At 64.2% G+C, this 13,113-nt stretch carries 15 protein-coding genes and 1 tRNA gene; 6 read left to right on the top strand and 10 right to left on the bottom strand.

The window, feature by feature from the left end; genetic code table 11:
* The first annotated feature begins 55 nt into the window (after positions 1 to 55).
* Together PVE73_RS10965 and PVE73_RS10960 are read left to right on the top strand one after the other, a co-directional pair.
* Positions 56 to 385, top strand: a complete 330-nt coding sequence (locus tag PVE73_RS10965) for a hypothetical protein (RefSeq protein ID WP_277366965.1) — start codon at positions 56 to 58, stop codon at positions 383 to 385.
* A gap of 204 nt (positions 386 to 589) precedes the next feature.
* Positions 590 to 1,447 (top strand): lytic transglycosylase domain-containing protein, encoded by an 858-nt coding sequence (locus PVE73_RS10960; RefSeq protein WP_277366964.1) that lies wholly within the window; start codon positions 590 to 592, stop codon positions 1,445 to 1,447.
* A gap of 545 nt (positions 1,448 to 1,992) precedes the next feature.
* On the opposite strand, the gene PVE73_RS10955 is transcribed toward PVE73_RS10960, so the two are convergent.
* From PVE73_RS10955 to PVE73_RS10945, 3 genes are all read right to left on the bottom strand, one after another.
* Positions 1,993 to 2,068, bottom strand: a tRNA-Lys gene (locus tag PVE73_RS10955).
* Positions 2,069 to 2,265: 197 nt separating this feature from the next.
* Positions 2,266 to 3,183: a PhzF family phenazine biosynthesis protein gene (locus PVE73_RS10950; RefSeq protein WP_277366963.1), complete on the bottom strand. Its 918-nt coding sequence runs from the start codon at positions 3,181 to 3,183 to the stop codon at positions 2,266 to 2,268.
* Positions 3,184 to 3,264: 81 nt separating this feature from the next.
* On the bottom strand, positions 3,265 to 4,377 hold the full coding sequence (locus PVE73_RS10945; RefSeq protein WP_277366962.1) for an endonuclease/exonuclease/phosphatase family protein: 1,113 nt from the start codon (positions 4,375 to 4,377) through the stop codon (positions 3,265 to 3,267).
* Between the two features lie 173 nt (positions 4,378 to 4,550).
* Between PVE73_RS10945 and PVE73_RS10940 the strand changes: the two genes are divergently transcribed.
* On the top strand, positions 4,551 to 5,027 hold the full coding sequence (locus PVE73_RS10940; RefSeq protein ID WP_277366961.1) for a BA14K family protein: 477 nt from the start codon (positions 4,551 to 4,553) through the stop codon (positions 5,025 to 5,027).
* A 59-nt stretch (positions 5,028 to 5,086) separates the two neighbouring features.
* Here PVE73_RS10940 and ilvC read toward each other — a convergent pair whose 3' ends face one another.
* Both ilvC and PVE73_RS10930 read right to left on the bottom strand, forming a co-directional pair.
* Complete coding sequence (gene ilvC / locus PVE73_RS10935) at positions 5,087 to 6,106, bottom strand: ketol-acid reductoisomerase (protein ID WP_277366960.1); 1,020 nt, start codon at positions 6,104 to 6,106, stop codon at positions 5,087 to 5,089.
* Positions 6,107 to 6,125: 19 nt separating this feature from the next.
* The gene (locus tag PVE73_RS10930; RefSeq protein ID WP_277367418.1) at positions 6,126 to 6,797 is read right to left on the bottom strand and encodes a TetR/AcrR family transcriptional regulator C-terminal domain-containing protein; all 672 of its coding nucleotides are present in this window, start codon (positions 6,795 to 6,797) and stop codon (positions 6,126 to 6,128) included.
* Positions 6,798 to 7,064: 267 nt separating this feature from the next.
* Between PVE73_RS10930 and PVE73_RS10925 the strand changes: the two genes are divergently transcribed.
* The gene (locus PVE73_RS10925) at positions 7,065 to 7,718 is read left to right on the top strand and encodes a glutathione S-transferase family protein (RefSeq protein ID WP_277366959.1); all 654 of its coding nucleotides are present in this window, start codon (positions 7,065 to 7,067) and stop codon (positions 7,716 to 7,718) included.
* 26 nt (positions 7,719 to 7,744) lie between these two features.
* On the opposite strand, the gene PVE73_RS10920 is transcribed toward PVE73_RS10925, so the two are convergent.
* Positions 7,745 to 8,158 carry a helix-turn-helix domain-containing protein gene (locus PVE73_RS10920; RefSeq protein WP_277366958.1) on the bottom strand — a complete coding sequence of 138 codons (414 nt, stop codon included), beginning with the start codon at positions 8,156 to 8,158 and terminating at the stop codon, positions 7,745 to 7,747.
* Between the two features lie 139 nt (positions 8,159 to 8,297).
* Here PVE73_RS10920 and PVE73_RS10915 point away from each other — a divergent pair, with 139 nt between their 5' ends.
* Positions 8,298 to 9,188, top strand: coding sequence for an SDR family oxidoreductase (locus PVE73_RS10915; protein WP_277366957.1), 891 nt, complete (start codon positions 8,298 to 8,300; stop codon positions 9,186 to 9,188).
* A gap of 30 nt (positions 9,189 to 9,218) precedes the next feature.
* On the opposite strand, the gene PVE73_RS10910 is transcribed toward PVE73_RS10915, so the two are convergent.
* On the bottom strand, positions 9,219 to 9,971 hold the full coding sequence (locus PVE73_RS10910; RefSeq protein ID WP_277366956.1) for a pyridoxine 5'-phosphate synthase: 753 nt from the start codon (positions 9,969 to 9,971) through the stop codon (positions 9,219 to 9,221).
* A 108-nt stretch (positions 9,972 to 10,079) separates the two neighbouring features.
* Here PVE73_RS10910 and PVE73_RS10905 point away from each other — a divergent pair, with 108 nt between their 5' ends.
* Positions 10,080 to 10,490, top strand: a complete 411-nt coding sequence (locus PVE73_RS10905; protein WP_277366955.1) for an STAS/SEC14 domain-containing protein — start codon at positions 10,080 to 10,082, stop codon at positions 10,488 to 10,490.
* A 9-nt stretch (positions 10,491 to 10,499) separates the two neighbouring features.
* Here the strand turns inward: PVE73_RS10905 and PVE73_RS10900 are convergent, their stop codons facing one another.
* The 3 genes from PVE73_RS10900 to ilvN all read right to left on the bottom strand — a co-directional run bounded on the left by PVE73_RS10900 (position 10,500) and on the right by ilvN (position 13,054).
* A complete protein-coding gene (locus PVE73_RS10900; protein ID WP_277366954.1) occupies positions 10,500 to 11,627 on the bottom strand; it encodes an ATP-dependent RecD-like DNA helicase in 1,128 nt (375 codons plus the stop codon).
* An 89-nt stretch (positions 11,628 to 11,716) separates the two neighbouring features.
* A complete protein-coding gene (locus PVE73_RS10895) occupies positions 11,717 to 12,313 on the bottom strand; it encodes a LysE family translocator (protein WP_277366953.1) in 597 nt (198 codons plus the stop codon).
* A 168-nt stretch (positions 12,314 to 12,481) separates the two neighbouring features.
* Positions 12,482 to 13,054, bottom strand: a complete 573-nt coding sequence (gene ilvN / locus PVE73_RS10890; RefSeq protein ID WP_277366952.1) for an acetolactate synthase small subunit — start codon at positions 13,052 to 13,054, stop codon at positions 12,482 to 12,484.
* Positions 13,055 to 13,113 lie beyond the last annotated feature (59 nt).

Raw genomic sequence — 13,113 nt, 5'->3', positions numbered from 1 at the left:
GGGGAACCGCCCTGCCCCGTCGCGTGTTCGAAGACATGCGAGACGGAGAACATAAATGCCTGAGGAGCCATTGAAAATCTTCCGCCTGGTTCCCGATGCGGCGGCGACCGATCCCAATTGGGATCTGGCGCAGCCCGCGGGCGAAGTGGTGGTCCGTGCCCGATCGGCCGCCGATGCGCGTATCGTGGCAGCGGAAGCCGAGGTCGACTTCCTCGATACCGCGGCCAAGCCCGGCGACGGCGTGTCGACCAGCTTTGCAAGCGCCTTCCGGGACGAGAAGCTTTATCGCGTGATCGAGGAGGACGGCGCGGCATTTCCGGCGGAAGGGCCGCGGGCGATCCTGAGCGGCCTCGCGCGCCCGGACCCGGTGAAGCACGGCGGATGAGAAAGACGGCGCCGCATTCCTGCAGGTTGGTCAGTTCCTGACCGTTTAACGGCGGAACGAGAAGCCGGCAGAATTCATCAACGCTCCGCTATCCACCGGAGGAAGCAGCAGCCCTGACGGATGGCCAAGGCCGCAAAATGCGGTAGACTGGCAGGCGGTCCGGGTGGAGGCCGCTTGGGCTGAATGGTGCGATCCAGAGAGCAGATGGGCATTCACCGAGCCAGGGCCGTCGGCGCTTTGATGATTGTGCTGCCGGTTTTCAACGCATTTCCGGGCCACGCGGAGCCGGATGCGAAGGCGGATCACCTCGAGACGATCTGCCGGCTCATCGAGCAGCACGGCACCACTAACGGGCTTTCCCCCCATTTTCTCGCGCGCCTTCTATGGAAGGAAAGCCGGTTCGACCCGAACGCGGTGAGCCCGAAAGGAGCCGAAGGCGTGGCGCAGTTCATGCCGGCGACGGCATCCCTACGCGGCCTGGACGATGCTTTCGACGTGGAAAAAGCCATTCCCGCCTCCGCGAAGTATCTCTCGGACCTGAAAAGGAAATTCGGTAATCTCGGGCTGGCGGCGGCTGCCTACAATGCGGGAGAGGGGCGGATATCGCGCTGGCTTTCGAGAGGCGGTTTCCTGCCTCTGGAGACCGAGAACTACGTCCTCGACATTCTCGGCGCTCCGGTGGACGAATTCATCGAGAAGGGCCGCGAGGTCACCATACCGCCCCTAGAACCCGGAAAGCCCTTCGGCAGCGCATGCCGCAACCTGCCCGTCTCCGCCGCGGCCACGCTCGCCATGGCGCGTGTTCCGATCAAGCCATGGGGCATCCAGGTTGCCGGGCATTTCCAACGCAGCGTGGCAATCCGCAAATGGGAGCGCATCCGCAAGCAGGTGGGGGATGTCGTTGCGGGTGAGAAGCCCGTGGTCTCGCGCGTGCGCTCGCCGCGCGGGCGCCGTGGCCTCTACGCCGTCCGACTGGGCGCAGACACGCGGGAGCAGGCGGACCGGATCTGCCAGAAGCTGAAAAGCGCCGGCGCCGCCTGTATCGTGCTGCGCAACGGGTGAGCCCACACGGCCCTGAAACGAAAAAGCCCGCTGCCGGGAGGAGGAGAGGCAGCGGGCTGATTCGACATGCAGAGCGGGAGGAGGTGCTCCGCATTCGGCGTCGGCATCGCATCTGGGAGGAGTAGATGGCCGACAATTCAAAAGGTAAGACGTGCTGACCTAAAGCGCAATGTCGATTTGCGCATACCTGACCTGCGTTTGCTGCATTGCACAATCGCTGCGTCACAGCTTGGGTCGGCAGCGCGCGGGTTTTCATCCGCACAAAAAAAAGCGGGCCTGTGCGCCCGCTTCTCCTTCGCTACCGAGACACTCTCGCACTGCCAGTACATCCGTGGTCAGCGCAGCATCAATCGGCCAAATACAGCCCGCCTGCCGGTGGAGCCTCACAAACCATCTGAAAGGACGCCCTCACCGCCATGGCGGCTGATGGATACACATATGGGGCGCTTGAAATGAAAAGCAATGGCCGACGGGACAGATATATGCGGCCGCGGTAACTCACGTTAACCGCCCTGCCCTGCGTCTTTCACTAAGCCCTGAAATGCTGGTGGGTGATACAGGGCTCGAACCTGTGACCCGCTGATTAAGAGTCAGCTGCTCTACCAACTGAGCTAATCACCCGACCCGAAGTGAATTCAGGACTCTGCGTCCGCTTAGGGAAGCGGATCCCGGAACCCCTAGGCGATCACCTTCGGAATGCGGCGCTCATTAGCCTGTTTGACACGGGCATGCAACCCCTTCGAAGTCAGGAATGAAGGATGCCGCCACCACAGATCGCCGTTTCGCAATATCGGAGATGGGACCCGCTTGTGCGATTTTCAAAGAAGGAGCCTGCCCTCGGCGAGCTTCACCGCTGCGCCGCCTATACGGGCTGCCTCGATGGCGCCGCCCGCCGCCTCGATCTCGAGCCGGATGCGCGATGGCCTTCCCATCTCGATTCCCTGCTCGATCCAGTAGCTGTGCACGCCGTCCACCGGCTCGTCATGGGTCAGGATCGCGCCGGCGAAGGCCGCCGCGGCGGAGCCGGTGGCCGGGTCTTCGGGGATGCCCTGGCCGGGCGCGAACATGCGCGTGTGGAACGAGCAATCGTGGTTCACCGTCTCACGGCAATAGACATAGGGATCGCCGATCGCCGCCTCGTTCTGCAGGACGATCTCGTCCCAGAGCCCCGCATCGAGCCGCACCCGGCCGGCGACATCCAGATTGGCGACGGGAACGCAGGCGAAGGGCACGCCGGCCGACCAGGCGCTGACGAGATGATTCTCGAAACCGATCTCGTGATGCGAGATGCCGAGCGCGGCCGCCACGGCTTCCGCGGGTGCTTCGAAGGGGATCCGCTTGGGCAGACGCGGCAGGTCGAATTCGGCGAAGACCGAGCCCCTGTTCACCGAGACGGCGCAGCGTACCGGGCCGACATCCTCCTCCAGGACCACGATCGAGGCGCTGCCTCTGCCGCCGATCTCTCCCGTCCGCTCCAACAGGGCGATGGCGGTGCCCACCGTCGGATGGCCGGCAAAGGGCAGTTCGCGACCGGGGGTGAAAATCCGCACGCGTGCCGTGTGCAGGGGATTTTCCGGCGGCAGCACGAAGACCGTCTCGGACAGGTTGAACTCGCCGGCAATCTTCTGCATGCGTGTCTGGTCGAGACCATCCGCATCGAGGACGATGGCAAGCGGATTTCCCGCAAGGCCGGTCTCCGTGAAGACGTCATAGATGAGATATCGCCTTCCGTTCATCGCTGCGTTCTCCCGGTTTTCGGTGGAGTCGGCGCCGAGGCGCTCCGAAGCTCCTCATGATAGCGTATTGCGGCCGGGCGCTCAGACAAGGTCGAGCGATACCGCCACCGGGCAGTGGTCCGACGCCTTGGGCCGGTCCCAGCCCGTGCGCGGATACCGCTCCACCTCCTGGCCGGGCGGAAAGATCGTCCGCCAGGGCTGTCCGTTGCGGACGATCTCCGGCACCGCCTTTGTGTTCCCCTGCGCGAGCGCCGGCGAAAGCAGTATATAGTCGAGCTGGCAGAGATGCCTCTCCTCCGGCCCGCGCGTGTGATAGAGGGTCCAGCGGTCGAGTTCCGGCCGGCGCTCCACGACATTCTCGCAGAAGCCGCCGTTCGTGAGAACATCGACGCTCGACTGTGCCTCGCGGACGGGCTTGAAGTGATAGCCGGCATGGGCGTCGCCCGCGATGATCACCCGCTCCCTGTAGTCGTTGAGGTCCCCGCAGACGGCCCAGCGCTTTCGCGGCGCGCCCTGCGCCCCGAAACGGTCCGTGATGATCCGCCTGACGGCGGCAGCCTCGGCCGCGCGGATCGGCATGGAGGCAAGCCGCCCGTCGCGCCCGTTGCGCGGAGAGGTCATCGCCTTGAAATGCACGGTGTAGAGCGTGAGCGGCTTGCCGCCCACGAGAACGTCGATCTCCAGGCAGTCGCGCCGGAAGATCCGCTCGTCCGGCCCCACGCCCAATTCCGCCAGTTCCGGCGTGTGGAGCCCGAAATCCCTGAATGTGACGTGCGCATGCGTGGTCATGCGCTGAAATTCGATCGGCTCCCCGTCGGCCGTTTCGCGCCGCATCATGACCGCCACGTCGATGCCGCGCACGTCGTTGCCGGCGGAGGAGTATTTGTCGCGGTAGCCGGCCCCGACCATCTTGTAGAGATAACCGTATTCGAAGGCGTTCAGCGCCGCCTGGTTGTCCACTTCCTGAAGGCACAGGATGTCCGCGCGGGCGGCCGCGATGGCCAGCGCCGTGAGCTGGCGCGTGTCATCGGTATGGGCGATGGTGCGCGCCCGTTCCAGCTCCTGATACTCCTCCTCGCCCTTGATCTCGAAGAGCGCCAGCGAGCGATCCTGCTGCAACTGGTTGCGGAAACCGGAGAAATCGAACCGGTTCATGAGGTTCTCGACGTTGAACGTGGCGATCCGGATCGACATGGCGTTCTTTTGCCCCGCATAGGCGGTAAACACAAGCGGTCTCACGCGCAAGTGACGTCAGTTGCGGGGAACGCCCCCGTTCATGCCGCATTCATGCGCGATGAAGCACTATTTTCACCATCCAAGCTCGGCCGCATCTCGGCTTGCTTGTCTGAAGTACTGGAGTTGCACTGATGAAACGAGCACTCACCACCCTCGCCTTCTGCGCCTTCGCCGCCTTGGGCCTGAGCGCAACGGCACCTGCCGCCCAAGCCGCCGCCCTTTCGGCCGGCGCCGCCGCGAACGCGGCCCCCGTGACCACGGCACAGCCGGCGGATCTGGTCCAGGTGGATCACCGTGACCGCCGCCATTGGCGTCGCGGCCATGATCGCCGTCACTGGCGTCACCACCGCAACTGGGACCGGCGCCATCATTGGCGCCGCGCGCCCAGATCCGGCTTTACCTTGGAATTCGGCACGGGCGGCTACCGCTACGGCCCGCCGCCCTATTACGCACGGCCCCGCTATGTGGTGCCGCGCCGGGCCTACGGCCTGCCGGCAGCCCATGTGAACTGGTGTCATGCCAAATACCGGTCCTACCGGGCCTCGGACAACAGCTTCCAGCCCTATCACGGACCACGCCGGGCCTGCATCTCGCCCTACTGGCGCTAGGAAGTCCGGCAACGGCGGCGCCAGCCAGCGCCGCCGTTTCTTTTCGGGAAGACCCGGCTTCAGTTCTTGGCCTTGTCCACCAGCTTGTTCTTGGAAATCCACGGCATCATGCCGCGCAGCTTCTCGCCAACTTCCTCGATCTGATGCGAATCGTGGAGGCGGCGCGTCGCCTTGAAGCGAGCCGCCCCCGAATGCCACTCCTGCATCCACTCGGCGGTGAACCTGCCGGTCTGGATATCCTTGAGCACACGCTTCATCTCGGCCTTGGTCTCAGGCGTTATGATGCGCGGACCGGAGACATACTCGCCCCACTCGGCGGTATTCGAGATCGAATAGTTCATGTTGGCGATCCCGCCCTCATAAATGAGGTCGACGATGAGCTTCACCTCGTGCAGGCACTCGAAATAGGCCATTTCCGGCGCGTAGCCCGCCTCCACCAGCGTCTCGAAGCCGGCGCGGATGAGCTCGACCAGTCCGCCGCACAGCACCACCTGCTCGCCGAAGAGATCCGTCTCGCATTCCTCGCGGAAGGTCGTCTCGATGATACCGGAGCGCCCGCCGCCGACGCCGCAGGCATAGGAGAGCGCCAGGTCGAGCGCATTGCCCGACGCATCGTGATGGACCGCCACCAGGCAGGGCACGCCGCCGCCGCGCTGGTATTCGCTCCGCACCGTGTGGCCGGGGCCTTTCGGCGCGATCATCAGCACGTCCACCGTCTTCTTGGGCTCGATGAGGCCGAAATGCACGTTGAGGCCGTGGGCGAAGGCGATGGCCGCGCCGTCGCGGATATTGGGCGCGATCTCGTTGCTGTAGATGCCGGCCTGCAGTTCGTCGGGCGTGGCCATCATCATGAGGTCGGCCCAGCCGGCCGCCTCCGCCACGCTCATCACCTTGAAGCCGTCGGCTTCAGCCTTCTTGGCCGTGGCCGAACCCTCGCGCAGCGCGATCGAAACGTCCTTGGCACCCGAATCCTTGAGGTTCAGCGCATGCGCCCGCCCTTGGCTGCCATAGCCGATGATGGCGACCTTCTTCGACTTGATCAGGTTCAGATCGGCGTCGCGATCGTAATAGACACGCATTTCGTTTCCTTCCTTTGGCTCACACGGCCCGCACGCGGGGGGCCGCCTTCTCCTTCTCCCGTGCTCCGTAGAGCACGAAGAACTGCTCCACCGCCCGTTCCGCGCGAGCAGCAAAATCTTCCGGCTTCAGCGCGTCTTCCTCGCCCAGCAGCATGCGCACGTGCAGATCCTGCACGATGAGGCCGTAGAACGTCCGGTAAGCCTCGTCCCGGTCGCTGAAATCGATGTGGCCACGCCGCTTTCCCGCATCGAGAAGCGCGCCGGCGGCCTGGTCGATGCGCCGCCGCCCCTGCTCCACCAGAAGCCGTCCGAGCCGGCTTCCCTCGCGGCTGGCCTGCCCGATGGCGAGCCGGTTTAGCGCCAGCGACACATCGCCCGCCAGCACCTGCAGCAAGTCCTGCGCGAAGCCCACGAGATGCGCGCGAAACCGCTCGCCGTCCATCGGCCCGCCGTCATCGGAAAAGCCGCGAACCTTGCTGGCCTGGTGGGCGATCATCGCCGCCAGCAGCCCATCGCGGTCACCGAACCACTTGTAGAGGCTCTCCTTCGAGCAGTTCGCCGCCCTGGCGACTCCAGCCGTCGTCAACGCGCGTTCACCGCCCGCCACGAGCAGCTCAAGCGCCCGCTCCAGAACGGCGTGCTGCCTCGGCGTGAACTCCTGTTCGCGGCTTTGCTGCAATTCCTGCCCCATCAGTACCGTACGGTACGGTTCTGTCACGAGCGCCGACTTTTTTCAAGCTATCGTTCTCGCAAGGTTGCGATTTCGGCGGCGGTGCCTGCCGGATCAGGGGCAGCCAGAGGAACGAAGTCGCCAAAAGGAAACGAGGTGGATTGTCGGGAGACGCGCCGGTCATCCGTCCTGGAAGCAAAACGCAAGCTGGAGAGAGACCGTGAGACGGTTTATCGCAATTTCTCAAGTCCCGCTGAACGGCGTCACGCGATCACCCGGAGCCATCCAATGACCCCAACCATTACCGCCTTTGAACGGTCGCCCGATCGCGGCAAGGGTCTGGCGCGTGACATGCGCATTCGCTGGGCGCTCGAAGAAGTGCGCCAGCCCTACGACGTTCGTCTTCTTTCGTTCAAAGCGATGAAGGAGCCCGCGCATCTCGCGCTCAACCCTTTCGGGCAGATTCCGACGTATGAAGAAGGCGATCTCGCCCTGTTCGAGTCGGGGGCGATCGTGTTCCATATCGCGGAGCGTCACACTGGCCTGCTGCCGGACGACGCGAATGCCCGGGCGCGCGCGGTCGCGTGGATGTTTGCCGCGCTCAATACTGTGGAGCCGCCGATCTTCGACCGCAGCCTCGCCAAGATCCTTGAGCGCGACGAGCCTTGGTACGAGCAGCGCCTGCGTTTCCTCGAGGACAGCATCCGGAAACGGCTGGGCGCCCTTTCCGCTCGCCTCGGCGATGCCGAGTGGCTCGACGGCGGGTTCAGCGCCGGTGACCTTCTGATGGTGTCGGTACTGCTCAGGTTGAAAGCATCATCGGAAATTCTGGACGAGTATCCGAACCTCTCCGTCTATGTTGCCCGCGGCGAAGCACGGCCCGCATACAAGCGCGCTTTCGACGCTCAGTTGGCGGTTTTCACCGCCGCATCGAAGGGCTGATCCGCCCTAGGCTCAAATGGCGCAAATCACATCTCGCCGTCATCAAATCTTTGCCGCGCCTCGCGCACGGCCGGGTGGTTGCGCTCCGCCCAGCCTAAGAGATGGTTCAGCGCCTCGAACATGGAGCGGCCGAGATCGGTCAGGCTGTATTCCACACTCGGCGGCTTGGTGGGAAACACCTCGCGGTGCACATAGCCGTCACGCTGCAGGTCGCGCAGGGTCTGGGTCAGCATGCGCTGGGAGATGTCGGGCATCATGCGCCGCAATTCCCCAAAACGGTGCGGCCGTTCCGCCAGCGCAATCATCATCAGCGAGTTCCACTTGCCGTTGATGTTGGCGATCACGTCGCGCACCGGGCAGTCGGCCAGATTTCTGCCCTCGCCGCCCGCGGCACGGTAGATCTCGAGCTTGCGCCTCAGATCGATGGGCCGCACATCCATGATGTCGTCTCCCTGGTGGTTCCCTTTGCGTAACCAGCGGCTGAAAAACTGCCTTCTTTACGCATGTCGGTCAATTCCTATTTTAGCGCTGGTCTCATTTTGAGAGCATATTTCCGGCAGAATTTAGGGATTGAAATCAATGACCGACAAGATTCTCGTCACCGGCGCCTCGGGACATCTCGGCCGCCGCGTGCTCCATCACCTCCTCGAAACGGAAAAAGTGCCGGCGGGACGCCTTGTTGCGACCACTCGCGAGCCCTCGAAGCTCGATGATCTGTCGGCCAAGGGCGTAGCCATACGTGCGGCGAGTTTCGATGACGAAGCAGCACTCGCAAAGGCTTTCGAAGGCGCGGACCGCGTGCTGGTCATCTCCACCGACTCCACGGACGTGCCGGGCAAGCGCATCCGCCAGCACGAAACGGCGGTGTCGGCGGCGGTGAAAGCCGGCGCCGGGCACGTGGCATACACCTCCATGCCGAAGCCCGAACCGGGCAATCCTGTCCTCTTCTCCCCCGATCACTACCGCACCGAACAGGCGATCGAGGAGAGCGGGCTTGCCCACACGATCTTCCGCAACAACTGGTACCAGGAAAACCTGATGATGGCGCTGCCTCAGGCGCTGAAGACGGGCAAGTGGTACACGTCGGCAGGCAGCGGGCGCACGGCACATATCGCGCGCGACGACGTCGCCCGCGCCATAGCGGCTTCGCTCGCCTCGGGAACCGGCGAAAGCGCCACCTACACCCTGACGGGCCCGGAGGCACTGACCAATGGCGAAATCGCTGCTCTCGCCAGCGAAATCACCGGCAAGCCGATCGAGGTGATAGACCTTTCGGACGATGCGCTTGCGGAGGGAATGAAGGCCGCCGCCGTGCCGGAGTCGGTCGTCCCGCTCCTCGTTTCCTTCGATGCGAATACCCGTGCCGGCGGCCTCGCGGAGGTGACCGGTGACGTGGAAAGGCTCACGGGGCGCATGCCGCAGCCGCTCGGGGCCTTCCTGGAGGCGAACAAGGCAGCGCTCCTCGGCTGAGCCGACGAAGCGAGGCGAATGGAGCCTGCGTCAGGCCGGCCGCCCGAGCGCGGCCAGATAACGCCGCACGGTCTCGGCCATACCGAACTCCAGGGCATCGGCCGTCAGCGCATGGCCGATGGAGACTTCCGCGAGCGCCGGGATGCTCGCCGCGACGGCGCGCAGATTGGCGACCGTCAGATCGTGGCCGGCATTCACACCGAGCCCGAGGCGGGCTGCACATTCGGCGGTCTTCTTGAGCTTTTCCAGCTCCTTGGCGGCTTTTTCGGAATCGTCGTGGCAAGCGCCGTAGGGACCGGTATAAAGCTCCACCCGGTCGGCCCCCACATCCCCGGCGATCGCAAGCGCTGCCTCGTCCGCATCCGGATCCGCAAAGAGCGATACGCGTGTGCCGAGCCGCTTCAGGCGCGCAACGACTGCGGTCAGGAAATGCACGTGCTCCTCGAACCGCCATCCGTGGTCGGACGTGGCCTGGGACGGGTCGTCGGGCACGAGCGTCACCTGCTCCGGCTCGGCCTCCTCCACCAGCCGCAGGAAGGCCTCGGACGGGTAGCCTTCGATGTTGAACTCGCGGTCGGGGAACTCGTCGTCGAGCAGCGCACGCAGGTCCGGCAGGTCGGAAAAGCGGATGTGCCGCTGGTCGGGCCTTGGATGGACGGTAAGCCCGTGCGCGCCGGCAGCAAGGGCGATGCGCCCGAGCCCGGTGACGCTCGGCCACGGCAGGTCCCGCCTGTTGCGCAGCATTGCGATGGCGTTCAGGTTGACGGAGAGCTCGGCCGGCATGTTGATACCCTGCGACGACTTGCACCTGACTTTCCCTATATGCTTTCGCCGGGAACCGACAGGGCCAATCGGTGTTGTCGTGATGAACAGCCATGACGGGCAAGAAAAATGCTCATCAATGAGACACCGCCCAGCGTTCGCCGTATCGACACGGATCGCGCCGACGCCCTCGCCTTCGAGATTACCGGGCACATCGCAAGCGCCGATATCGAGAACATGTACGGGCTCCTGGAAGGCGCTTACGCGTTGCATGACAAAATCGACGTGATCGTTCTCATCCATGATTACGAAGGCGCCGACTGGAGCGCAGCGCTACGCGGGCAGAACCTCCTCGGCAGAACGCGTACGCTCAAGCATATCCGCAAATATGCCGTTGTGGGCGCTCCCACCTGGATGAAAGCGACGATCAGCCTCGCGAAGCCGTTCTTCTTCTCGGTGCAGATGAAACATTTCGACCTGGAGGAGGCGGATGCCGCGTGGACCTGGATCGGCGCACGGCCCCTGCCCGGCCCCGCCTAAGCGAAACCTTCAGCGGACGATGGTGAGCCGCTCGGCCGCTCGCGTGATGGCGGTATAGAGCCAGCGCTGGCGCGTGTCGCGGAAGGCGTAGCTTTCGTCGAACAGGACGATCTCGTTCCATTGCGAGCCCTGCGCCTTGTGCACGGTGAGCGCATAGCCGAAATCGAAGTCGTCGTATCGCTTCTTCGTCTGCCAGGGGATTTCGGTCTCCGGATCCTCGAAGGCGGCCTTCAGGAGCTTGATCTTGGCCACGCCCCGGTCGGGATCGTCCTCCTCGGGCGAGACGAGGAGATTGATGCCGGGCTTCACCGTCTCGCGCGACGAGGTCATCACCTTCCACAGCGAACCGTTGAGCAGGCCCTTGGCCGGATCGTTGCGCAGGCACACGAGCTTGTCGCCGGCCTGCGGAAAGAGCGCCTCGAACCCCTTCAGTTCCCGCAGGCGCTGATTGTAGCGCCGCCGGGTGCGGTTCACGCCCAGGAGAACCTGATCGGCGGCCAGGACCATATCGCTGTTCACCTCGCCTTTCGAGATCACCTTGGCCGTGCCGTAATCGCCATAGATGAATTCCCGGCCCTCCCGCACGTCGAGCGCGAGGCGGACGATCGGGTTGTCGCGGGCCTGCCGGTGAATTTCGGTGAGCAGGAAGTCCGGCTCATGCTCCGTGAAGAAGCCGCCTCCGGAGATCGGCGGAAGCTGGCCGGGATCGCCCAGCACGAGGATCGGCGTGCCGAACGACATGAGGTCGCGGCCAAGCTCCTCGTCCACCATCGAGCATTCGTCGATGATGACGAGCTTCGCCTTGGCGATCGGGCTCTGCCGGTTGATAGAGAAGGTGGGGGAGATGAGCGTCTTGCCGGTCGCCTCGTCCTCCACCTGCTCCTCGCCGCGCGGACGGTAGATGAGCGAATGGATGGTGCGCGCGTTGGACGCCCCCTTGGAGCGCAGGACCTGCGCCGCCTTGCCGGTGAAGGCGGCGAACTGCACGTCGCCGTCCACATGCTCGGCGAAGTGCCGGGCAAGCGTCGTCTTGCCGGTTCCGGCATAGCCGAAGAGACGGAAAAGCGGCGAGTGGCCGCTCTTCAGCCAGCGCGCGACGGCCTTCAGGGCCTCGTCCTGTTGCGGTGAAAACTCCATGCGCCCAGAAACCAGATTCTGGGCGGGCTGAACAGAGCCGCTTCGTCCATTCCCGTCAAAGCACGATGCCGCCGGCACCTGCCGGAAGGTCAACGCATCATCGGCCAGAGCGTGACGGCGAGCGCCAGCCCCATCGCGATGTTGAACCATTTGAGCCGCACCGGATCGGCCAGGAAACTGCGTAGCGCCACGCCGAAGCCGGCCCAGGCCGAAACGCTGGGAAGGTTCACCAGGGCAAAGGCGAACGCCACCAGCAGGACGGAGAGAAACGGAGAACGCGGGTCCGTGTAGACCGCCATGGCCGTGACCGCCATGACCCAGCCCTTGGGGTTGACCCATTGGAAGAGCGCGGCCTGCACGAAGCTCATGGGCCTTGCGCCGTCCTCCCGGTCGTCCGCCAGGGCGCGCGACGTGGCGATTTTCCAGGCGAGATAAAGAAGATAGGCGCCACCCAGGATTTTAAGGGCGAAGCCCAGTTGCGGATAGGCGGTCAGCAGAGCGCCGAGGCCAAATCCCACCGCGAGCAGGAGTGAAACGAAGCCCGCGCCGATGCCCAGCATGTGCGGGATCGTGCGCACGAAGCCGAAATTCACGCCCGAAGCGAGCAGCATGAAATTGTTCGGCCCCGGCGTGATCGAGGACACGAAGGAAAAGACCAGGAGGGCGGCAAAGACGTCGAGCGGCATGGCTCAACTCCATTCGAAACATCTTAGGTCAATAAGATTGACCTATATAGCGCCGCTTCCAAGAGCCAGGATGTGCCGGCGACTGGCTCAGCCGATCTGCAGGAGTGCGGGCGCTATCCCGCCTCCGTACACGAAGTATATCGCCGCGGACACCACTTCAAGGGGAGCCTACATCCCCTCCGGCCCGCGATTCATCGCGGCAGCGCCCGTGCGGCAGACCTCCACCAGCCCGAGCGGTTTCATGATGGCGATGAATTGCTCGATCTTCGACACGCGCCCGGTGATCTCGAAGATGAAGTGCTCGGTATTGGCGTCGATCACCTGCGCGCGGAAGGCATCCGCAAGGCGGAGGGCCTCGACGCGGTTATTGCCCGTTCCGCGCACCTTCACCATGGCAAGCTCACGCTCCAGCGGGCGCTCCTGGCCGCGTTCATGCGCCGTCGTGGTCAGGTCCACTACCCGGTGAACCGGCACGATGCGCTCGACCTGATGCTTGATCTGTTCGAGCACATGCGGCGTGCCGCGCGTGACGATGGTGATGCGCGAGAGATGCCGCTCGTGCTCCGTTTCCGAGACGGTGAGACTGTCGATATTGTAGCCGCGGCCGGAGAACAGGCCGATGACGCGGGCGAGTACCCCCGGCTCGTTGTCGACGAGCACCGCGAGCGTGCGCGTCTCGGCCTTTTCCGTTTCCTTGGTGATGAAATAGGCCGAACCGGTCGGCTGAAGCTGGGCGTTCATGGATGAATCTCTTTGCGAACTCTTTTGTCTTAAACTCTGATTGCAAACAGGTTCTGCAA

It is taken from the genome of Chelativorans sp. AA-79 (assembly GCF_029457495.1).
Lineage (GTDB): Bacteria > Pseudomonadota > Alphaproteobacteria > Rhizobiales > Rhizobiaceae > Chelativorans.
This window is presented reverse-complemented; position numbering and strand designations above follow the sequence as displayed.

Bases quoted from the DNA above. Each gene is read 5' to 3' on its own strand.
- PVE73_RS10920 (WP_277366958.1), bottom strand. From the start codon at position 8,158: ATGGATGTGCGGCCCATCGATCTGAGGCGCAAGCTCGAGATCTACCGT.
- PVE73_RS10895 (WP_277366953.1), bottom strand. From the start codon at position 12,313: ATGCCGCTCGACGTCTTTGCCGCCCTCCTGGTCTTTTCCTTCGTGTCC.
- PVE73_RS10950 (WP_277366963.1), bottom strand. From the start codon at position 3,183: ATGAACGGAAGGCGATATCTCATCTATGACGTCTTCACGGAGACCGGC.
- PVE73_RS10925 (WP_277366959.1), top strand. From the start codon at position 7,065: ATGACCCCAACCATTACCGCCTTTGAACGGTCGCCCGATCGCGGCAAG.
- ilvN (WP_277366952.1), bottom strand. From the start codon at position 13,054: ATGAACGCCCAGCTTCAGCCGACCGGTTCGGCCTATTTCATCACCAAG.
- PVE73_RS10915 (WP_277366957.1), top strand. From the start codon at position 8,298: ATGACCGACAAGATTCTCGTCACCGGCGCCTCGGGACATCTCGGCCGC.
- PVE73_RS10960 (WP_277366964.1), top strand. From the start codon at position 590: ATGGGCATTCACCGAGCCAGGGCCGTCGGCGCTTTGATGATTGTGCTG.
- PVE73_RS10905 (WP_277366955.1), top strand. From the start codon at position 10,080: ATGCTCATCAATGAGACACCGCCCAGCGTTCGCCGTATCGACACGGAT.
- PVE73_RS10940 (WP_277366961.1), top strand. From the start codon at position 4,551: ATGAAACGAGCACTCACCACCCTCGCCTTCTGCGCCTTCGCCGCCTTG.
- PVE73_RS10910 (WP_277366956.1), bottom strand. From the start codon at position 9,971: ATGCCGGCCGAGCTCTCCGTCAACCTGAACGCCATCGCAATGCTGCGC.
- PVE73_RS10945 (WP_277366962.1), bottom strand. From the start codon at position 4,377: ATGTCGATCCGGATCGCCACGTTCAACGTCGAGAACCTCATGAACCGG.
- ilvC (WP_277366960.1), bottom strand. From the start codon at position 6,106: ATGCGTGTCTATTACGATCGCGACGCCGATCTGAACCTGATCAAGTCG.
- PVE73_RS10930 (WP_277367418.1), bottom strand. From the start codon at position 6,797: ATGGGGCAGGAATTGCAGCAAAGCCGCGAACAGGAGTTCACGCCGAGG.
- PVE73_RS10965 (WP_277366965.1), top strand. From the start codon at position 56: ATGCCTGAGGAGCCATTGAAAATCTTCCGCCTGGTTCCCGATGCGGCG.
- PVE73_RS10900 (WP_277366954.1), bottom strand. From the start codon at position 11,627: ATGGAGTTTTCACCGCAACAGGACGAGGCCCTGAAGGCCGTCGCGCGC.